The sequence below is a fragment of the Flavobacterium sp. LK-23 genome, from assembly GCF_058135255.1.
This window is the reverse complement of sequence record NZ_JBYUVT010000017.1, coordinates 14,047-34,223: the sequence shown is the minus strand read 5'-3', so window position 1 is coordinate 34,223 and position 20,177 is coordinate 14,047. Positions and strand designations below refer to the sequence as shown.

The 20,177-nt window shown below is 33.1% G+C and carries 18 protein-coding genes; 8 read left to right on the top strand and 10 right to left on the bottom strand.

Annotation, left to right across the window (positions count from 1 at the left end; all coding sequences use genetic code 11):
• Window positions 1-53 precede the first annotated feature (53 nt).
• Window positions 54-467, bottom strand: coding sequence for a type II 3-dehydroquinate dehydratase (aroQ, locus tag AC3Y25_RS19705; RefSeq protein WP_489903912.1), 414 nt, complete (start codon window positions 465-467; stop codon window positions 54-56).
• Window positions 468-597: 130 nt separating this feature from the next.
• Window positions 598-1,158 carry a porin family protein gene (locus AC3Y25_RS19700; protein WP_489903911.1) on the bottom strand — a complete coding sequence of 187 codons (561 nt, stop codon included), beginning with the start codon at window positions 1,156-1,158 and terminating at the stop codon, window positions 598-600.
• Between the two features lie 291 nt (window positions 1,159-1,449).
• Between AC3Y25_RS19700 and AC3Y25_RS19695 the strand changes: the two genes are divergently transcribed.
• The 4 genes from AC3Y25_RS19695 to AC3Y25_RS19680 all read left to right on the top strand — a co-directional run bounded on the left by AC3Y25_RS19695 (window position 1,450) and on the right by AC3Y25_RS19680 (window position 5,392).
• Entirely contained in the window at window positions 1,450-1,953 is a 504-nt protein-coding gene (locus AC3Y25_RS19695) for a hypothetical protein (protein WP_095929495.1), read from the top strand.
• A 206-nt stretch (window positions 1,954-2,159) separates the two neighbouring features.
• Complete coding sequence (locus AC3Y25_RS19690) at window positions 2,160-2,741, top strand: porin family protein (protein ID WP_427875080.1); 582 nt, start codon at window positions 2,160-2,162, stop codon at window positions 2,739-2,741.
• Between the two features lie 79 nt (window positions 2,742-2,820).
• Complete coding sequence (xerD, locus tag AC3Y25_RS19685; protein ID WP_320493163.1) at window positions 2,821-3,717, top strand: site-specific tyrosine recombinase XerD; 897 nt, start codon at window positions 2,821-2,823, stop codon at window positions 3,715-3,717.
• 154 nt (window positions 3,718-3,871) lie between these two features.
• Window positions 3,872-5,392 (top strand): PAS domain-containing sensor histidine kinase, encoded by a 1,521-nt coding sequence (locus AC3Y25_RS19680; RefSeq protein ID WP_489903910.1) that lies wholly within the window; start codon window positions 3,872-3,874, stop codon window positions 5,390-5,392.
• Between the two features lie 69 nt (window positions 5,393-5,461).
• On the opposite strand, the gene rny is transcribed toward AC3Y25_RS19680, so the two are convergent.
• From rny to AC3Y25_RS19665, 3 genes are all read right to left on the bottom strand, one after another.
• The gene (gene rny / locus AC3Y25_RS19675; RefSeq protein ID WP_091497308.1) at window positions 5,462-7,021 is read right to left on the bottom strand and encodes a ribonuclease Y; all 1,560 of its coding nucleotides are present in this window, start codon (window positions 7,019-7,021) and stop codon (window positions 5,462-5,464) included.
• Window positions 7,022-7,230: 209 nt separating this feature from the next.
• On the bottom strand, window positions 7,231-7,524 hold the full coding sequence (locus tag AC3Y25_RS19670) for a cell division protein ZapA (RefSeq protein WP_250837260.1): 294 nt from the start codon (window positions 7,522-7,524) through the stop codon (window positions 7,231-7,233).
• 4 nt (window positions 7,525-7,528) lie between these two features.
• A complete protein-coding gene (locus AC3Y25_RS19665; RefSeq protein ID WP_095929500.1) occupies window positions 7,529-7,819 on the bottom strand; it encodes a hypothetical protein in 291 nt (96 codons plus the stop codon).
• Window positions 7,820-7,999: 180 nt separating this feature from the next.
• On the opposite strand from AC3Y25_RS19665, the gene AC3Y25_RS19660 reads away from it, so the two are divergent.
• The 3 genes from AC3Y25_RS19660 to AC3Y25_RS19650 all read left to right on the top strand — a co-directional run bounded on the left by AC3Y25_RS19660 (window position 8,000) and on the right by AC3Y25_RS19650 (window position 12,968).
• Entirely contained in the window at window positions 8,000-9,682 is a 1,683-nt protein-coding gene (locus AC3Y25_RS19660; RefSeq protein ID WP_427875077.1) for a M23 family metallopeptidase, read from the top strand.
• Window positions 9,683-9,694: 12 nt separating this feature from the next.
• On the top strand, window positions 9,695-12,160 hold the full coding sequence (locus AC3Y25_RS19655) for a TonB-dependent receptor plug domain-containing protein (protein WP_489903909.1): 2,466 nt from the start codon (window positions 9,695-9,697) through the stop codon (window positions 12,158-12,160).
• A gap of 88 nt (window positions 12,161-12,248) precedes the next feature.
• A complete protein-coding gene (locus tag AC3Y25_RS19650) occupies window positions 12,249-12,968 on the top strand; it encodes a CREC-EF hand family protein (protein ID WP_427875075.1) in 720 nt (239 codons plus the stop codon).
• A gap of 433 nt (window positions 12,969-13,401) precedes the next feature.
• Here the strand turns inward: AC3Y25_RS19650 and AC3Y25_RS19645 are convergent, their stop codons facing one another.
• From AC3Y25_RS19645 to AC3Y25_RS19625, 5 genes are all read right to left on the bottom strand, one after another.
• Window positions 13,402-14,103 (bottom strand): hypothetical protein, encoded by a 702-nt coding sequence (locus AC3Y25_RS19645; protein ID WP_095929503.1) that lies wholly within the window; start codon window positions 14,101-14,103, stop codon window positions 13,402-13,404.
• Window positions 14,104-14,232: 129 nt separating this feature from the next.
• Window positions 14,233-16,062 carry an ABC transporter ATP-binding protein gene (locus AC3Y25_RS19640; protein WP_489903908.1) on the bottom strand — a complete coding sequence of 610 codons (1,830 nt, stop codon included), beginning with the start codon at window positions 16,060-16,062 and terminating at the stop codon, window positions 14,233-14,235.
• Between the two features lie 241 nt (window positions 16,063-16,303).
• On the bottom strand, window positions 16,304-18,031 hold the full coding sequence (locus AC3Y25_RS19635) for a phospho-sugar mutase (protein WP_489903907.1): 1,728 nt from the start codon (window positions 18,029-18,031) through the stop codon (window positions 16,304-16,306).
• A gap of 127 nt (window positions 18,032-18,158) precedes the next feature.
• A complete protein-coding gene (locus AC3Y25_RS19630; protein ID WP_248728057.1) occupies window positions 18,159-19,115 on the bottom strand; it encodes a glycosyltransferase family 2 protein in 957 nt (318 codons plus the stop codon).
• Window positions 19,116-19,123: 8 nt separating this feature from the next.
• Window positions 19,124-19,654 carry a DUF4199 domain-containing protein gene (locus tag AC3Y25_RS19625; protein WP_427875072.1) on the bottom strand — a complete coding sequence of 177 codons (531 nt, stop codon included), beginning with the start codon at window positions 19,652-19,654 and terminating at the stop codon, window positions 19,124-19,126.
• Between the two features lie 251 nt (window positions 19,655-19,905).
• Between AC3Y25_RS19625 and AC3Y25_RS19620 the strand changes: the two genes are divergently transcribed.
• Complete coding sequence (locus AC3Y25_RS19620; RefSeq protein WP_250837252.1) at window positions 19,906-20,160, top strand: type B 50S ribosomal protein L31; 255 nt, start codon at window positions 19,906-19,908, stop codon at window positions 20,158-20,160.
• Window positions 20,161-20,177 lie beyond the last annotated feature (17 nt).

Below are 20,177 nucleotides of genomic sequence, written 5' to 3'. Positions count from 1 at the left end.
TCTGGTTTCCAGTAGTCTTAGACTTCGCTCAAGATCACATTTATTTAAAAAAATTATAAAAACGACTGAATCGCTAATTCGTAACTTTTTAAACCAAATCCGAGAATAACGCCTTTGGCATTTCCGGATAAATACGACTGATGTCTAAAACTTTCTCTAGCGTAAGTATTAGAAATATGAACTTCTATTACAGGAGTTGTAACGGCTTTAATCGCATCTCCCAAACCAATAGAAGTATGCGTATATGCGCCTGCATTTAGAATAATTCCATCATAACTAAAACCGCATTCTTGAATTTTACCAATCAGCTCGCCTTCAATATTACTTTGATAATATGAAAGTTCAATGTTTGGGAATTTTTGTTTCAACGTTTCAAAATAATCTTCAAAGGTTTGGCTTCCATAAACTTCAGGTTCGCGTTTTCCTAAAAGATTCAAGTTGGGTCCGTTGATAATGCAGATTTTCATATGTGTATGTTTTGTTTTGAGATATTGACATTGCTATTGATTTTTGCAATTGTCATTGAGCTGTGTAAAAATAAAAAAAACCGCACTAATAAATAGAGCGGTTTTTGTAAAAGTATGTGATATATTTTTTTTAGAACATGTATCCAGCAGAAAGTTGGAATACAGAGTTTTTAAAATCAGCTTCTTCTGAAATCTCAGTAAGACCAATTCCGTAACGAGCTTGAACAAAAAGACCTCCAACAACTTTTAATCCTAAACCTGCGTTAAGAGAAAAATCGAATGTTTTTGGATCTGCAGCGTCAAATTCTTTTTTATTGCTAACAAGGAACGATGCCTGTGGACCAAGTTCTAAACTAAGAGACTTAGTCATATAGATTTTTGCCATTACAGGAATAGCAATATATCCCATCTCATTTTTAAATTCTGAAATAGCATTTTTATACGTAGCTCCTTGAGTAGAATATAAAAGCTCTGGCTGAATTGAGAATTTTTCTAATAATTTAAGTTCTGCTACAAGACCTGCGTGGTAACTTGTAATACCTTCTTTATCAACAGAGATTCCATTAAAGTCTGAACCTCCAGTTTGGTTAGCAAAGTTAGCTCCTGCTTTTACCCCGATTTGTACAAATTGTGCGTTTACTGCTGCTGATGTTGCAATAAACATAACAGCTACTAAAAGTATTTTCTTCATAAAAAGGTTTTTAAAAATTGGTATTTTAAAATGTTATTTAAAGTTCAAAACTACATATTTAGCATTTTATTGCATTATAATTTGGATTAAATAATTACTAAAATTCCCACTCAAACTGCTTTTTTATATTTGAAAAACCTCTTTTTTTCTTTCAAAGCTTTGATTTTCAATTAGTCTATATCGATTTCATTTTTGTCTTATTTTAATACTTTTTAAGCTTATAGTGGAGTATGTTTTGTAAGTCTAATCTTAGTTTTGCTAAATATTAAATCAAATAATATTTTAAAAATTATGAAAAAAATTGTTTTAGCTGCTATTGCAGTATTGACTTTCGGATGGGCAAATGCTCAAGAACAAACAGCAAAAGGAAAATGGTTAATTGAAACTAATACTTCTTTTGGAGCTACTAATGTAGGTAATACAGGATTCTCATTATCGAGTGTTGATGGAGAAACTACTTGGGGATTAGGAGCAGAAGGAGGATATTTTGTAGCTGATAATCTAGCAGTTAAAGTTGGTCTTGGCTATAATGATTTTGGACACAGTGACAATGCATTTTCTTATAAAGTAGGGGCAAAGTATTATTTATTAAATAAATTTCCTTTAGAGGCTTCTTATACTGGAGCTAGTATAAAAGGTTATGATGAAAACCCTTCTTTTGTTGGTTTACAAGGTGGCTATGCTTGGTTTCTTGGAAAAAATGTTTCTGTTGAACCAGGTCTACGTTATAATATTGGTTTGAATGACTATAAAGATGTTTTCCAATTCAACGTTGGTTTCGCTTTACACTTCTAAGTATTTAGTTAATCAAGTGTTTTTTAAAAGCCTCTTCGCTAAAATGAAGAGGCTTTTTGTATTATGGAAATTCTAATTTAAATTGGCTTAATTCAAAATTAACAATTACTGTAATATTTACTATTTTATTTGTTAAAAACCTAATATAGATTTATGAAGAATATTTTTATATTTGATGTAATTAATTTAACCCAAAACAAATTAGAATGAAAAAAATTATTTTATCTGCCATTGCAATTATGGCTTTTGCATTCTCAAATGCTCAGGAAACAAGATTTGGAATAAAAGGAGGTCTTAATCTTTCAAATATCGTTGGTGGAGATATAGACGATAATAAAACATTAGTTGGATTTCACGTTGGAGGTTTAGCTGAGATTCACATAGTTGAAAAGTTTTATATTCAGCCAGAGCTTTTATTCTCTACACAAGGAGCTAAATTTGATGGACCTTTTGGAAGTGATGGAGATATCAAATTAAACTATATAAACATTCCTGTGCTAGCAAAATACTACATTGTAGATAAAAAATTTAATGTAGAAGCGGGGCCTCAACTAGGTATTTTAGTATCGGCTAAGGCAGATGGTGAAGACTTTAAAGATTATACAAGATCAACAGATTTTGGTTTTAATTTAGGAGCCGGATATAGCTTCACTGATAACTTCTCTGTGGGACTTCGTTATACTATCGGTTTGTCTCCTATTTCTGATAGGGATATTGATGATTCAGAAGAATATTATGATAGCGCAAAAAATAGCAACTTACAGCTTTCTTTAGCTTATAAATTCTAATCTGAATTTTAAAATATTTTAAAAACCTTCCGAATAATGGAAGGTTTTTTTATGCCAAAAAATTACTTACTTTGTAAATATGAATTGGAGTAGATATATAAAGGATTATCAGTCGTACTTGAGGATTGAGAGAGGTTTGTCTAAAAATACAATCGAAAATTACGGCTTTGATATCGAACGTTTGTGTCTTTTTTTAGAAACCAATCAAATTGATGTTTCGCCGATAAAAATTTCGGATGAAACATTACAGCAATTTATTTATTCGGTTGCCAAAGAAGTAAATCCGAGATCACAGGCAAGGATAATTTCTGGACTCAAAAGTTTCTTCAATTATCTGGTTTTTGAAGATTATCGAAATGATAATCCTTTAGAATTAATTGAAGCCCCCAAAACAGGCCGTAAATTACCTGATACTTTATCGCTTCAGGAAATTGACGCTTTGATTGAAAACATCGATTTAAGCACCAACGAAGGCGAGCGAAACCGCGCCATGCTGGAAACTCTTTATGGCTGTGGACTTCGTGTTTCTGAGTTGATTTCGCTAAAAATATCAGATCTGTTTTTTGATGAAGGCTTTATTAAAATTACGGGTAAAGGAAACAAAGAAAGGTTTGTTCCGATAGGATCATTAACTCAGAAATATATTGATATTTATAGAAATGCAATTCGTTGTAATCTCAATATTAAAAAAGGAGCAGAAGATACTTTATTTTTGAATCGAAGAGGAAATCAGTTAACACGCGCGATGGTCTTTACTATCATTAAAGATCTTGCACAAAAAATGGGGTTGAAGAAGAATATAAGTCCGCATACATTACGCCATTCGTTTGCTACACATCTGCTTGAAAATGGTGCAGATTTAAGATCAATTCAATTAATGTTAGGGCATGAATCTATTACAACAACAGAAATTTATGTTCATCTGGATCGCAGTTTTTTAAAAGAGGTTATGCATAGTTTTCATCCGAGAAAATAATTTTTTATTGCATTGTGCGTTTTTTGTTTTGAAAATTTATATATTGTGTTAAAAATTTGCGTTAAAGTGAATTAAATACAGTGAAATATGATGTTTTTGTTTTACTTCACTTGAGTAAGTTTTTGAATATCTTATTTACATAAAAAAGTAGTATATGGTTTTTGATTTATATGGAAATGACGATTGCTTGGAGGTAAATAATTTTTATAAAAAATTGTTGGCCGAAATGCCCGACCTGCTTTTTCAGTTTGTTATTGATGCTGATAATAATTACACCTTTCCACTTGTAAGTAAATCGGCCGACGAAATATTTGAACTTTCTGCAGTGGATTTTAATAATGATATAAAGTTTATAGTTTACGATCGAATTATACCACAGGATCGTGAGCTTTTTTTTCAGTCTTTAGTCAAAGCTAGAAAAGAAATAAAACCTTGGGAAATTGAGTTTAGAGCTGTTCTTCCAAAAAAAGGAATGCGCTGGTTTAGGGTTTCCTCTAAAACAGAATCTTCTTCAAATGGAAATGTAATTTTCTATGGACATGTTTCGGATATTACGGAACTGAAAGATAAAGAAGAGAAACTTAAGATTTCTGAAGAACGTTTTCAATTTGCTCTTGATGCTTCTACTGTTGGAATTTGGGACTGGGATATGGTTACCAATAGTGTTTTTTATTCATCTCTGTCTCTTAAAATTTTAGAACTGGAATCTACCGATATTTTTGATGATCCAGAACGTTGGGATAAAATCGTTCATCCTGATGATCTTCCAAAATATTACTCCGACATTCATGAACATTTTGATAATAAGATTCCGTTTTACGAAAATTATCATCGTGTAATGACTTCCAGTGGAAATTACAAATGGATTTTGGATCGGGGAAAAGTGATTAAACGGGATGAAAATGGAAAGCCTCTGCGTGTAATTGGAACTCATACAGATGTGTCGGCGCAAAAAGAAAAAGAGCTGGAACTTTTAAAAACGATGAAACTGTATAGTGATCAAAACAGTCGTTTATTGAATTTTTCGCATATTGTTTCGCACAATTTAAATACACAGGCCGGGAACATAAAATCGATTTTAGATCTTATCGATGCTGATGTTAGTAAGCAAACTGTAGCTGAAATGCTGGAATATTTGCGAGCCGTTTCTAACGATCTCAATGAAACTATTTCAAATCTTACCCAAATTGTAAAAACGCAAAGCAATATTAATATTGCAGTCGTTCCGTTAAAGCTTTGTGAGTATATCGAGAAGACAATTTCGACTATTAAAGGTTATGATAAACAGCGAAAAGTAACGATTATAAACAACGTTCCGAAGTATCTCACGGTTAATTTTAATCCTGCGTATATGGAAAGTGTTTTGCTGAATTTTACAACAAATGCAATTAAATATGCACATCCTGATCGTGATCCGATAATTACTTTTGATTTTGCAATAGAGCCAGAAGGCTTTAAATCGCTTAAGATTTCAGATAACGGTCTAGGAATCGATTTGAAGGTTTATGGCGATTTAATATTCGGAATGTATAAAACCTTTCATAAACACGAAGAAGCTCGAGGTATCGGATTGTATATTACAAGAAATCAAATTGAGGCTATGAAAGGAACGGTTGAAGTGGAAAGTGAAGTAGGAGTAGGAACTAGCTTTAAAATCGTTTTTAATGATATGTAAAACTTAAATAGAGATAAAAAAATAAAGGCTGTCAATTGACAGCCTTTATTTTTATTTATGTTCCTAAGATTATTTAGCAATATTTACAGCTCTTGTTTCTCTAATAACTGTAACTTTTACTTGTCCAGGATAAGTCATTTCTGTTTGAATTTTTTGTGAAATTTCAAAAGATAAGTTTGCTGCATTGTCGTCAGAAACTTTTTCACTTTCTACAATTACACGAAGTTCTCTACCAGCTTGAATTGCATAAGCATTTTTAACTCCGCTGAATCCGTAAGCAACATCTTCAAGATCTTTAAGACGCTGGATGTAAGAATCAAGAACCTGACGTCTTGCACCTGGTCTAGCTCCAGAAATGGCATCACAAACTTGAATGATTGGAGATAACAAAGATTTCATTTCAATCTCATCGTGGTGCGCTCCAATTGCGTTGCAAACTTCTTCTTTTTCACCGTATTTCTCAGCCCATTGCATACCTAAAAGTGCATGTGGTAAATCACTTTCTGTATCTGGCACTTTTCCGATATCGTGTAATAAACCAGCTCTTTTAGCTAGTTTTACGTTTAATCCTAATTCTGCAGCCATGATACCGCAAAGTTTAGAAACCTCTCTTGAGTGTTGTAATAAGTTTTGTCCGTAAGAAGAACGGTATTTCATTCTACCCACCACTTTAATTAATTCTGGGTGTAAACCGTGAATTCCTAAGTCGATTACGGTACGTTTTCCAACTTCAATAATTTCGTCATCAATTTGTTTGGCTGTTTTAGCTACAACTTCTTCGATACGTGCTGGGTGAATACGTCCGTCAGTTACCAATTTGTGTAAAGACAAACGAGCAATTTCTCTACGAACAGGATCAAAACAAGAAAGGATAATTGCTTCTGGTGTATCATCAACAATGATTTCAACTCCAGTTGCAGCTTCAAGAGCTCTAATGTTACGTCCTTCACGACCAATAATACGTCCTTTTACATCGTCAGATTCAATGTTGAAAACAGAAACACAGTTTTCAACTGCTTCTTCAGTTCCAACTCTTTGAATAGTGTTGATAATGATTTTTTTAGCTTCCTGCTGTGCAGTTAATTTTGCCTCTTCAATAGTTTCTTGAATATGAGACATTGCTTTCGTTTTAGCTTCAGCTTTTAAACCTTCTACCAATTGCTCTTTTGCTTCTTCAGCAGAAAGACCAGAAATTACTTCTAATTGTTGTAATTGACTTTTATGAAGTTTGTCAACTTCAGCTTGTTTTTTGTCTAAAACCTCGATTTTATTGTTGTATTCGGCAGTTTTAGCCTCAAAGTCGTCGTTAACTTTTTTAGCTTTAGAAAGTTCATTAGAAACTTGAGATTCTTTATCGCGTACACGTTTTTCTACTTCAGCCACTTTTTTATCACGTGCTAAAATAACTTGTTCGTGTTCTGATTTCAATTCGATAAAACGTTCTTTTGCTTGAAGAATTTTATCTTTTTTGATATTTTCGGCTTCTAAATTAGCGTCTTTTAAGATAGAAGCTGCTTCTTTTTTAGCGTTTTTAATTAGGTTTGAAATATTACTTTTCTCGATAATTTTAGCTATTGCAAATCCTGCTGCAATACCTACAATACCAATGATGATCGTTATGATGTCCATGTTTGTTAGGGTTTATATATAAAAAAAGCCTACATTAATTGCTTGTATAAACTCGTAAAGACAAGTTTTGAGCTAACTCACTGTTCAAGTTTCCCAGCCAAATGGAGGGCATACTATAGTAGCGACGATTTGCTCATTCTAAATTGTTAGTGTTGAGTTTACCAATTGTGAACTAATGTAGGCAGTATCTTAGTTTCTGTAAAGAACGTTTATTTTTCGAGATATTGATCTAAAAGCGAATTTAATCTTTTAATTCTTTCGATGGTTTCTTCTCCATCGATTGCGTTGTCAATTTGTTTTTGTTCTACTTGCGATGCAAATTGTAATGCACACATGGCTAGAACATCTTGTTTGTCACGAACCGCGTAATTTTCTTCGAACTGCTTTATCATAGCATCAATTTTTTTAGAAGCACTTCTAAGCCCTTCTTCCTGACTAGGTTCAACCGTAAGCGGATAAACGCGGTCTGCAATTGATATTTTAATTCTAAGCTTTCCGTCCATATTATTAATCTGATAGTTGTGCTATACAGTAATCAATTTCGCGAATTAATGAATTTATTTTAAGCTTTGTCTCTCTCTTGTTATTGTCGCTGCCAAGTAACGAATTGGCTATTTTAAGTGTTTCATTTTGCTTTTTCAAAGCTTCCATTTCCTCAGATTGTTTCTGGATAATTTGCGCAGCTTTGGCTAATTCTAATCGTAATACTTGATTGTTTTGCTCCAAACCTTTTGATTTCTCAAAAAGCTTTTGGGCTTTATATTCAAGAGTATCAATTATTTCTGCAATTACACTCATTATACATCCTATTCATTACTTAATCCTACAAAGTTAATATTCCTTTTTATTAATGCAATTTTTTATCGATTTTTTTACATTAAAATAGATAAATATATGTAATTCAATTAATTGTGAAATTATAGGTTTTTTCTTGCTTTTATTGGTCTATTTTTCTTTATCTTAGCAAAAATGTTGCTTATGAGATTTTCTGCCTTTACCCTTTTGATTTGTAATTTTATATTTGCTCAAACGCAATATCCTAAAGACTATTTTCGTCCTCCATTAGATATTCCGATGCAGCTTTCTGGCAATTTTGGAGAGTTAAGGCCTAATCATTTTCATGCTGGTTTTGATTTGAAAACCAATCAGAGAGAAGGATTAACTGTGCATGCTATTGCCGATGGATATGTTTCGAGAATCAAAATTTCAACTTTTGGAAACGGAAAATGTATTTACATCACGCATCCAAATGGTTATACTTCTGTTTATGGGCATTTGCAAACGCCAACGGGTGCCATTTTAGATTATGTAACAAAAACACATTATAAAGAAAAGGCGTATGAAATTGAAATGTTTCCAAAACCAGATGAACTTCCGGTTGCAAAAGGAGACATAATTGGCCTTTCTGGAAATACAGGTTCCTCTGAAGGTCCGCATCTTCATTTTGAAATAAGAGATACTAAAACGGAGTTTGTCATCAATCCGATATTCTTTGGCTTTGACCAAAATTTAAAAGATACCAAAAAGCCTACTTTGTCAAGTTTATATGCCTATCCTTTGGATAATGGTACAGTAAATCTTTCAAAACAGCCTTTGTTGGTTAATATGGTGCTTCAAAAAGATGGAACTTATTTAGCTTCTAAAGTAAAAGCTAATGGAAAAATAGGTTTCGGAATTAATGCGGTAGATACCGATGATGTCTCGCATAACAAAAATGGCGTTTTTAATGTTTCGACTTTTTTAAACGGAAATCAGAATTATAATTATCAATTTAATACCTATTCTTTTGATGAAATGCGTTACATCAATGCTCTGATAGATTATTCTCGTTATAAAAAATCTGGACAGCGCGTGCAAAAGCTTTTTATGAAAACGCCTTTTGCTTTAAGCATTATAAAAACAGATTCTCTTCGTGGTATTGTAAAAGCAGAACCTAATTTAACTTCAAATTACAAAATCGAAGTCTCAGATTATTTTGGAAACATGAATTCGGTGACCATTCCAATTGAGTTTGATACCGCGACGCCACTTGTAGAAGCGGAGCCAGTTAACGGAAAATATTTTATTAAGTATAACAGAGATGCCAACTTTGAGAAAGATAATATGTCGGTTTTCTTTCCAGCAGGAACTTTCTATGATGATTTTAATATGAATTTTGATGTTAGAAATAACAAAGTTTTTATTCATGACGATACGGTTCCGGTGCATTCTAATTTTACAATTACGATAAAAGACGATACTTATCCAGAATCATTGCGAGACAAGCTGTATATTGGCAAAGGAACAAGTTATAATGGAACCATTAGAAAAGGAGACGTTTTTACTGCCAAGGCAAAAATATTAGGTGCATATGGTTTGGTTTTGGATACAATTGGGCCAGTGATAAAAATTGCAAAACCAGTTGAAGGAAAATGGATTAGCGATCAAAAGAAAATTGACTTTACAATAGGCGATGCTTTGTCGGGAATTAAGTCTTACAATGGATATTTAAACGGAAGTTGGGTTTTGTTTGAATATGAGAATAAAGCCAGAAGAATTACTCATACTTTTGATGATCAGTATTTGGCAGAAGGAGAAAACGTTTTAAAAATTGAGGTAGTTGATAATGTAGGAAATACTACTATCTTTGAAACTCGTTTTTTTAGAAGTCAAAAAAAATAAAACCCAAAATCTTTGAGTCAAAATAGGTTTACATTCGCTTTTCTCTTTTTATTTTTCAGCTGTATTGCATTAGCTCAAAACGCTCGTATTAAAGGGCTGATTTTAGATGCAGAGAAACATCCTGTTTCGGGCGTGAATGTCTCCTGGCAGAATACTTTTGTTCAGTCAGATTCGAATGGGTTTTATGAAATCTTAATTCCTTCAAACAAAAAAGTTTCTTTGATTTTTACTCACGTTTCATTAAAAATGATGAGTCTAACCGTTAGTTTGAAAACAAATGAAGTTTTTGTTTTTAATCCGATTATGAATAATTCTGAGGAGCAAATGGGAGAGGTTTTTGTTTCTTCTGGAAATAGAAAGCGAGTTCAAGGAATTACCTCTGTTGATGCAGAAACCATAAAGAAAATTCCAGGCGCAAATGCCGGAATCGAAAATATTTTGAAAACGCTTCCTGGTGTTAATTCCAATAACGAGTTGAGTTCGCAATATATGGTGCGAGGCGGAAATTATGATGAAAATCTAGTTTATGTGAATGAAGTAGAAGTTTATCGTCCGTTTTTAATTCGTTCGGGACAACAAGAAGGCTTAAGTTTTACGAATACAGATTTGGTTCAGAATGTTGAATTTTCTGCTGGTGGATTTCAAGCCAAGTTTGGAGATAAATTGTCTTCTGTTTTAGATATTACTTATAGAAAGCCAACGCAATTTGGTGCTGCTTTTGAAGCCAGTTTTCTAGGAGGAAGTGCCGCGGTCGATTTAGTTTCAAAAAACAAAAAATGGTCAGCGGTAACTGGAGTGCGTTATAGAAATAATAGCCTTTTGGTAAACAGCCAAGATACAGAGACTAATTACAAACCGACTTTTGCCGACATTCAAACGAATATCAATTACGATATTTCTGAAAAGTGGCAAATGAGCTTTTTAGGAAATATTTCTCAAAATAAATATTCGTATGAACCTTTGGTGCGTCAAACTAATTTTGGTACAGCAGACCAGCCAATGGCGCTTTCAGTATATTATGACGGGCAAGAAAAAGATCAATACGATACTTATTTTGGGGCTCTTAAAACTACTTATAAAGCATCTTCTACACTTACTTTAAAATTAATTGGTTCTTTATTTCATACTACAGAAAAGGAGCATTTTGATATTTTGGCGCAATATCGTTTAGGAAGCGTAAACGCTGAAGATCCAGAAAATGCTTCTGCTATTGATTTTACGCGCGGAATTGGTTCTCAGCTAAATCATGCCCGTAACGATTTGGATGCTTTAATTGCAAATATTGAACTGAAAGGAATTCAGAACTGGAAAGAAAGCCAGTTAGAATTTGGTTTAAAATATACTAGAGAGTCCATTCGAGATCGAGTAGTAGAATGGGAGGTAATCGATTCTGCTGGATTTTCTATAAATCCGCCGTTGCTTATTCTTCCAAAAAATAATCAGCCCTATGCTCCTTACACTGGGCCACTTTTGCCGTATCAAGATATTCGTGCTACAAATTTTAATACCATAAATAGATTTTCTGGTTATGCGCAGTGGAATAAACAATCGGAAATTGGTTCAAGTCAGATTTGGTATCATTTAGGAGCGCGTTTTCAAGGATGGAATGTTTCGGGAGCAATAGAAGAAGGAAAAACACAATTTGTGGTAAGTCCGCGGGCGCAATTTGCAATAAAACCAGATTGGGATCGCGATATGGTTTTTAGAATTTCTGGAGGATTGTACCATCAACCGCCATTTTATAGGGAACTTCGAGATCTGGACGGCGTCGTAAATCCGAATGTAAAAGCACAAGAAGCGATTCATGTTGTTTTGGGTAACGACTATAATTTTAAAATGTGGAATCGCCCCTTTAAATGGGTGACGGAACTTTATTATAAATCACTTTCAGATGTAAACGTGTATTCTATTGATAATGTTCGTATTCGTTATGTTGCCAATAACAATGCAAAAGCATATGCGCAAGGTTTAGATTTTAGATTAAACGGCGAATTTGTACCAGGAACCGAATCTTGGATAAGTTTTGGATACATGAACACGGAAGAAAATTACGAAAACAAAGGATATATTGCCCGTCCGACAGATCAGAGATTAAAATTTGGGATGTTGTTTCAGGATTATATGCCGAACATTCCAAGTGTGAAAGTGTATTTAAATTTAGTCTACAATACAGGCTTGCCAGGCGGTGCGCCAGCTTACACAGATCCATACTTGTATCAAAATAGATTAAATGATTATAGAAGGGCAGATATTGGTTTTGCAAAAGTCTTTGTAGACAGCAGTACGCAGAACACAAAAACAGGCTGGCTAAAAAACTTTAAAGAATTGTCTTTGGGGTTAGAAATTTTTAATCTCTTTAATAATCAAAATGCGATTACAAATACTTGGGTTCGTGATGTGTATTCAAAAAATCAATATGCGATTCCAAATTATATGACTTCGAGGGTTTTTAACGTTAAGATTAATGCGAGGCTTTAATCTGCTCCGTGATCGGTTATAAAATTCAATAAAAACAAAAAATACAATCAAAAATAGTATATTTGATAATCGTATATAATCATTGTAGATGAAAAAGTATTTTAAATATATCGCCCTTATACTTATCGGAACAGTCATAAGCTGCCGAGAAGAAGTTCAAAAACCAAAAGTAAGTTACGGTGCTTCAAATAAAGTGAGCATTACTAAAACCGATACGACCCAGATTGAAATCGCCGATTTGCCAATTCAAATGGAAGGAACCAATTATTTAATTCATCCAGTTGGAGATTTAAGGGTTTTTGAAAGAGGATCTAAGGCAAGATTTGGTTCTTCGAGCGTTAATGATGTAAGTTTTACGATTTCTAATTTAGGTGAATATGAAATTACAGGATATCTTCAGAATTTAAAATTCCAAAAAGTTGATTCAGATTCTATCCGACCTTTATCAGATAAACCAGTTCTAATTTTAACGGCTACTTTTCTGAAAACCGTTGCAGATAAAACGCATAATAATGTTATGGTTTATACATTAACAGATTCGGATACTAATAAAGACGGGAAAATTGATACAAGCGATATTAAAACTTTGTACTTAAGCGATATCAGCGGTGAAAATTTTACAAAAGTTTCAGCCGATTTGGAAGAATTGGTAGATTGGAGTTTGATAGAATCTAAAAACCGTCTGTATTTTAGAACAATCGAAGACACTAACCAAAACGGACAGTTTGATAAAAATGATGTGTTGCACTACAACTATATAGATTTGGCTTCTAAAAAATGGGAAGTGAAGAGTTATAAACCTATCTAAGGTTCTGAGATGCTAAGATTCTAAGTTTTTTTCTTGCCACAGATTAAAGGATTAAAAAGATTTATAAAAAGAGAGGCTGTTTCAATAAGTTGAAACAGCCTCTCTTTTTTAAATTGCTTTTATTAATGAAAACAACGTTTTTTATTTTTATACATCAAGCCGTCATTCCGTAGGAATGTCTGGTCGGTAGAAAAATGATGACAAATCAATTTACGTTCCGTAGGAACATTTGATGTGTTGGATTGTCAAAAAAATGTCTAAATCAAACGTTCCTACGGAACGTAATTAACCAAAACAATATAATTTTTTCTACCGATGAAATGTTCCTACGGAACATAATCAAATCAGAAACGGGAAAAAAAAATCTTTCTCATCCTTTTAATCTGTGGCAAAAAAAAACTTAGAATCTTAGCATCTCAGAACCTTAGTATCTTTAAATTAATATATCGCTTTCAAGATCAGATTTCTCAATTTCGAAACCAAATCCTAAACGTTCAACCAATTCAATTACCAGTTTTTTATACCAGTTTTCAGATTTTGGGTGAATGTATATTTTTTCGATTAATTGGTTGATGTCGACGTTGATCTTTAATCCGTCGTTTAATTTGATGTCGCTTTTGGACGTATCACTCAGAATGCGGACTTCTCTCTCGTATTGAAAACTTTTTCTTTTAAATAAAAACGGAAAGAATAAATCATCAAACGGAATATATTCTTTTTTATAATCGATGTAATTTACTTCACCAATAAACTGGTCGAAATTGTTTTCTGGTTTTACTGCTTTTTGCAACCTTCCAATTGTAGATTGAATAGCTAAGCCTTCGTTATTTTTTGTGAAAATCTGCCACATGGCAAAAGATTCATATTCATTGATATGCCAGCTGCTAATGGCTACTTTTTCACGATGTGTTTTGTAGTAATTTAAAAATTCAGGATTATCTGCCGCTAGTTTTTTAATTTCTTCGTAAGTCGGTTCGCTAAAGGTGCCTTCGTATTGATCTTCAAACTTGTCGGAACGAGACATGAATAGTTTTTTAGAAAGTAAAAGGTCTAGAAATTTAGATAAATCAAGATATTTCCACACAATAGTATCAGAGTCATCTGGAAGTTTTATGTTGGGGTTTTTAAGATACATTTTGGGCAGAGTTACAAGTTTTGTTCTTAATCAACCTAAAGTTATAAAAATAAACACAGATTAAAGAAATTAAACTGAGTTTTAATATTTCCTTAATCTGTGTAAATTAATCTGGTGTTTGATGTGTTCTTACGATTCGAAAGACTGCATGGTTACCAGTTTATTGTAAGTTCCGTTGTGGGCAATTAATTCTTCGTGAGTTCCCTGTTCAACGATTTTTCCTTTTTGCATTACGACAATCACATCTGCTTTCTGAATAGTCGAAAGTCGGTGTGCAATTACAATTGACGTTCTGTTCTGCATCATGTTTTCTAATGCTACCTGAACAAATTTTTCACTTTCTGTATCCAAAGCCGATGTTGCTTCATCTAAAATCATAATCGGCGGATTTTTCAATACGGCACGAGCAATAGATAAACGCTGTTTTTGTCCTCCCGAAAGCTTGTTTCCACTGTCACCTATATTCGTGTAGATTCCTTGCGGAAGATCCTTTACAAACTCATAAGCATTCGCAATTTTAAGTGCTTCGATAATCTCGTCATCAGTAGCGTCTAATTTTCCTAAAGCGATATTTGCTTTAATGGTGTCATTAAATAAAATGCTGTCTTGCGTTACCAATCCCATCAGACTTCGAAGAGACTGCAGATTCATGTCCTTAATGTTAATTCCGTCAATAGAAATAGAGCCATCGTTAACATCGTAAAAGCGAGTCAATAAATTTGCTATTGTACTTTTTCCGCTTCCAGATTGTCCAACAAGAGCAACAGTTTGTCCTTTTTTTATTTGAAGAGAGAAGTCTTTTAAAACTGTTTCTTCTTCGTATTTAAAGTTTACATTTTGAACACTGATATTGTCATCAAAAGAAGTTTTTTCAATAGCATTTTCTTTAGAAACGATAGTGTTTTCTTGCTCTAAAATTTCAAGAACACGTTCTGCTGCGGCATTTCCTCTTTTTACTCCATACGAAGCTTTAGAAATGGCTTTTGCAGGAGTTAGAATGTTGTAAGCTAATCCCATGTAAGCAATAAATGCAGCGCCTTGTAGTGTTTTGTCAATCAAAACCATCTGACCGCCGTACCAAAGCAAAATGGCAATTACGGTAATTCCCATAAATTCACTTGCAGGAGAAGCTAAGTTTTGGCGGTTTCCAATACTATTTGATAAAGTGAAAAAGCGCTCTGTCGAGTTTTGAAAAACTTTATTAAAGTAATTTTCTGAATTATATCCTTTTACAACTTTCAATCCTCCAATTGTTTCTTCGATAGTAGAAAGGAACCTTCCTTGCTCTTCTTGGGCTTTGGTTGATTGTTTTTTAAGCTGTTTTCCGATCAATGAAATAATATATCCAGAAACAGGAATAAAAATGAAAACAAACAAAGTCAGCTTAGCACTAATGATAAGCATCGTGGTTATGGTAAAGATAATCGTTAAAGGTTCTTTTACAATAAGCTCCAAGATGGCCAAGAAAGAGTTTTGAACCTCGTTTACGTCAGCTGAAATTCTAGAAATTACGTCTCCTTTTCTTTTTTCAGAATAAAATGCTAAAGGAAGTTCTAATGTTTTTTTGTACAAAGCATTTCGCATATCCTTTAACACTCCGTTTCTAAGGAAATTGATAAAAAACATCGCCAAATAATCGGCTAAGTTTTTAAGTAAAAAGATCGAAATGATAATGGCAACCATTACCGACAAAACATAACCGGGTTCGTGGTTTTTTTGTGCAGTGGTAATGTAGTAAGCCAAATAGTTTTCGGCATATTCTTTTATTTTAAAAATGCCTTCGTAAACGGGCTCTATTTCTACTCTTTTTCCTTTTTCAAATAATACCTGAAGCATAGGAATTAAAGCCACAAACGAAAGTGTGCTGAAAAGCGCATACAAAACATTGAAAAAGATATTTAAGAATGCGTATTTTTTATACGGATATATAAAAGGAACTATTTTTTTGAAATTACTCATTTATTTTTCTTGATGTTATTTTCTTTTGGTTGGTCAGCTCTTTTGGGTTTTAGTATTTATTTTGAGCATGTAATTTTCAATGCACAAAATTAATCCAATTGAGGTGTTTTCAATTTCTTTTTAGTTTTTTTTATAAAAAAAACTCTGATTTACTTTCAAGATTGTAAACCAGAGTTCAAAGATATCGAACTTGTAATTCTGCATGCAATTTGCAAAATTGTATTAATTGAAAAATGCAGGTTTAATTTAACTGCATGTCTGCAATGATATTTTTAATTTTGTTGTCTAAGAATTTCTCTGCTTCATCAAAATCAGAAGCCGATTCAATTGCAGCATTTACACTGATATAGAATTTAATTTTAGGTTCAGTTCCACTAGGTCTAGCGCAAATTTTTGATCCATCTTCTGTATAATAAATCAATACATTCGATTTTGGAATTTCCATTGTCGATTCTGAACCGTCTAATAAATTCAAAGCAATAGATGATTGATAATCTTCAACCATAATAACTCTTTGTCCGTTAATTTCTTTTAAAGGATTTTCGCGTAAATCGATCATCATTTGGTTGATTTCTTGTAAACCTTCCATTCCTTTTTTAGTTAAAGAAACTAAGAATTCTTTGTAGAAGCCATTTTCAACATAAAGCTGTAAAAGTTCTTTATAAACAGAACTTCCTGCAGCTTTTGCCTGAGCGGCAACTTCGCATATTAATAAGGTAGCGGCAACAGCATCTTTGTCTCTAACGGCATCGCCAACCATAAATCCGAAACTTTCTTCACCACCACCGATAAATTCAAGCTCAGGAAAATCTTTGATCATTTTTGCGATCCATTTAAAACCAGTCAATCCTACTTTGCATTCAACACCATAACTTGACGCCAATTCCATCATCATTGGAGTAGAAACAATTGTTGAACCTACGAATTGTTTTCCGTTTAGTTTACCTGCTTTTTTCCATTGTTTCAATAAGAAAGAAGTCATTAAAACCATAGTCTGATTTCCGTTCAATAAAATCATTTTGCCATCGTTGTTACGAACAGCAACTCCCAATCGGTCGCAGTCAGGATCTGTTCCTACTACAATGTCAGAATTTGTTTTGTCTGCCAAAGCCAAAGCCATAGTCAAAGCTTCTGGTTCTTCTGGATTTGGCGATTTTACTGTAGGGAAATCTCCGTCTGGAACAGCTTGCTCAGGAACAATATGAACATTTTTATATCCAGCTTGCGATAAAACATCTGGAATTGATTTTATAGAAGTTCCATGCAGTGAAGTAAACACAATATGAAGATTGTCTTTGGCTTCAGCCGGAGTATTAAAACTTGCGTTTTCGATAGATGATTTTATAAATGCTTTGTCAAGTTCTGTATCAATGTACTCAATCAAACTTTCGTTTGCATTGAATTTAATTTTGTCGTAACCTAAGCTTTCAATTACATTGACAATTTCTTTGTCTTGTGGAGGAACAATTTGTCCTCCGTCTTGCCAGTAAACTTTGTATCCGTTGTATTCTGGCGGATTATGAGAAGCTGTTAAAACAATTCCACACTGGCATTTTAAATATTTAAGTGCAAAAGATAATTCTGGTGTTGGTCTCAAATCAGAGAACAAATACACTTGAATTCCGTTTGCTGAGAAAACATCAGCAACCACTTTTGCTAAAGTATTACTGTTATGGCGACAATCGTAAGCAATAACCACTTTTAAAGGCTCGTTTGGAAAAACTTTGTGCAGGTAGTCAGATAATCCCTGAGTATTTTTTCCAAGCGTATATTTGTTGATTCTATTATCACCAACGCCCATAACACCACGCATTCCTCCAGTTCCGAATTCTAAGTTTTTGTAAAAACTCTCTTCCAGTTCTTTTGGAGAAGTGGTCATTAATTCTTTAACTGCTGCTTGCGTTTCTTGGTCAAATGTTGGTGTTAACCATTCATTGACCGCGTTTAGTATGTTTGGTGCTATATTCATTTTTGATTTCGTTTTTATTTATTTAAAAATAGATTTTTACAGAGGGTTAATGGTGCTGTATGCAATATTTTTGTGTCTTATTTAAAAAACGGATTTTAAAAAAAAATACTGCATAAAGACAAAAAAATTAAAAATTAACCTCTCGAGCTACTTTGTAACGTGCTTCATTGCTTTTAGTTCTTAGAATAATTTCGCCTAAGAAACCTGCTAAAAATAATTGAGTGCCAAGAATCATTGTGGTTAAAGCAATGTAAAACCACGGATTGTTGGTAACCAAAGTATATTTCATTCCAGTATACATATGGTATAGTTTGGAAACGCCAATGTATCCTGCAGACAAAAATCCGATTATAAACATTAACGAGCCCATTGCACCAAATAAGTGCATAGGTCTTTTTCCGAATCTTGATAAAAACCAAATCGTAATCAAATCCAAGAAACCGTTTATAAAACGTTCCATTCCGAATTTTGTTTCACCATATTTTCTAGCTTGGTGAATGACTACTTTTTCGCCAATTTTTCCAAATCCAGCATTTTTGGCCAAAACCGGGATGTAGCGGTGCATTTCGCCAGAAACTTCGATGTTTTTTACCACGACATTTTTGTAGGCTTTCAATCCGCAGTTAAAATCGTTTAGCTCAACGCCAGAAGTTTTTCTAGCCGCCCAGTTAAATAATTTTGAAGGAAGATTTTTGGCCACAACAGAATCGTAACGTTTCTTTTTCCATCCAGAAACCAAATCGTATTTCTGATTTATAATCATTTCGTACAATTCAGGAATTTCGTCTGGACTGTCTTGCAAGTCGGCATCCATGGTAATAATAACATCACCTTTTGCTTTTGCAAAACCAGCATGTAAAGCTTGAGATTTTCCAAAGTTTTTCATGAAACGAATCCCTTTTACACTAGGGTTTTCGTTGGAGAAACCTTCAATAATCTGCCAAGAATTATCTGTACTACCATCATCTACAAAAATGATTTCATAAGAGTAATTGTTAGACTGCATCACTTTAATGATCCATGTGTACAGTTCTTTAAGTGATTCCTCCTCGTTTAGAAGCGGTATAAGTATAGATAAATTCATTTATATTTTTATTCTTGTGTAGATTTGCTTTTAAAAAATGCCGCTAAAATTAATCCTAAGATTGAATAGCCAATAATGCTGAAAATAAGAGCTTTTAATTGTTCAACAGTTGAGAAAGGATTGTTTTCTTTCATTTTAGCTAATGCTTCATTTATTTTCGCGGCTGGAGTTCCAAATTTCTGCAATGTTTCGGCCATGTATTTAACCAATAATTCGCTTATAGTTGTTTTTGCTTCAGGATCAATTACATTAAACAATACGATGCTGAACAAAGTAGAAATTGCGAGAGCAATTATTGTAGTTATAAAGAAGGTTGTAAAAGCGTCTTTAAAAGAGAAAAAACCATTGATGTCTTTTTTTGTTTTAGTAAGTAATAAGATTCCAATTACTACATAAATGACAAAACTTAGACCGCCAATCCAGCCTGAAACAAATAATTTTAAATCTACCGCATAGATAGTTGCTGTAATTAATGCCAGAATAATTCCTAAGATGATTCCGTAAGTAACGCCGTTCTTTTTTATAACTTCATTAATCATATTGTGATAGTTTTAAAATTAATCCACAAATATAGTAATTCCCCCTATAATCGGATATAAAAAAAGCTTTTCGAAATAAACTAAAAAAAAATAAGCTAACTGTTTGTTTATTAAAAAAGAATTGTAAATTTGCACACTCAAAAATAATTAAATTTTTAAACAAAAAAGAGTAATGTTTGTTTATACCTTTTTCTAACCATGAAAAAGCTTCAAAATAAAAGTGCTCTATTAACAATAAATAAAAAGACAAGATGAAAAAAGGAGTTCACCCAGAAAATTACAGATTAGTTGCATTTAAAGACATGTCTAATGATGACGTTTTTATCACTAAATCTACTGCAGATACAAGAGAAACAATTGAAGTTGACGGAGTTGAGTATCCAGTTGTAAAAATGGAGATTTCTAGAACATCTCACCCTTTTTATACTGGTAAATCTAAACTTATCGATACTGCAGGACGTATTGATAAATTCAAAACTAAATACGCTAAACACGCTAAAAAATAATAGCTGTTTTACATTAT

Coding starts and splice junctions, on each gene's coding strand:
- xerD (WP_320493163.1), top strand. CDS start 2,821: ATGAATTGGAGTAGATATATAAAGGATTATCAGTCGTACTTGAGGATT.
- AC3Y25_RS19620 (WP_250837252.1), top strand. CDS start 19,906: ATGAAAAAAGGAGTTCACCCAGAAAATTACAGATTAGTTGCATTTAAA.
- AC3Y25_RS19635 (WP_489903907.1), bottom strand. CDS start 18,031: ATGAATATAGCACCAAACATACTAAACGCGGTCAATGAATGGTTAACA.
- AC3Y25_RS19650 (WP_427875075.1), top strand. CDS start 12,249: ATGAAAAAGTATTTTAAATATATCGCCCTTATACTTATCGGAACAGTC.
- rny (WP_091497308.1), bottom strand. CDS start 7,021: ATGGACATCATAACGATCATCATTGGTATTGTAGGTATTGCAGCAGGA.
- AC3Y25_RS19640 (WP_489903908.1), bottom strand. CDS start 16,062: ATGAGTAATTTCAAAAAAATAGTTCCTTTTATATATCCGTATAAAAAA.
- AC3Y25_RS19695 (WP_095929495.1), top strand. CDS start 1,450: ATGAAAAAAATTGTTTTAGCTGCTATTGCAGTATTGACTTTCGGATGG.
- AC3Y25_RS19680 (WP_489903910.1), top strand. CDS start 3,872: ATGGTTTTTGATTTATATGGAAATGACGATTGCTTGGAGGTAAATAAT.
- AC3Y25_RS19630 (WP_248728057.1), bottom strand. CDS start 19,115: ATGAATTTATCTATACTTATACCGCTTCTAAACGAGGAGGAATCACTT.
- AC3Y25_RS19665 (WP_095929500.1), bottom strand. CDS start 7,819: ATGAGTGTAATTGCAGAAATAATTGATACTCTTGAATATAAAGCCCAA.
- AC3Y25_RS19645 (WP_095929503.1), bottom strand. CDS start 14,103: ATGTATCTTAAAAACCCCAACATAAAACTTCCAGATGACTCTGATACT.
- aroQ (WP_489903912.1), bottom strand. CDS start 467: ATGAAAATCTGCATTATCAACGGACCCAACTTGAATCTTTTAGGAAAA.
- AC3Y25_RS19700 (WP_489903911.1), bottom strand. CDS start 1,158: ATGAAGAAAATACTTTTAGTAGCTGTTATGTTTATTGCAACATCAGCA.
- AC3Y25_RS19690 (WP_427875080.1), top strand. CDS start 2,160: ATGAAAAAAATTATTTTATCTGCCATTGCAATTATGGCTTTTGCATTC.
- AC3Y25_RS19670 (WP_250837260.1), bottom strand. CDS start 7,524: ATGGACGGAAAGCTTAGAATTAAAATATCAATTGCAGACCGCGTTTAT.
- AC3Y25_RS19660 (WP_427875077.1), top strand. CDS start 8,000: ATGAGATTTTCTGCCTTTACCCTTTTGATTTGTAATTTTATATTTGCT.
- AC3Y25_RS19625 (WP_427875072.1), bottom strand. CDS start 19,654: ATGATTAATGAAGTTATAAAAAAGAACGGCGTTACTTACGGAATCATC.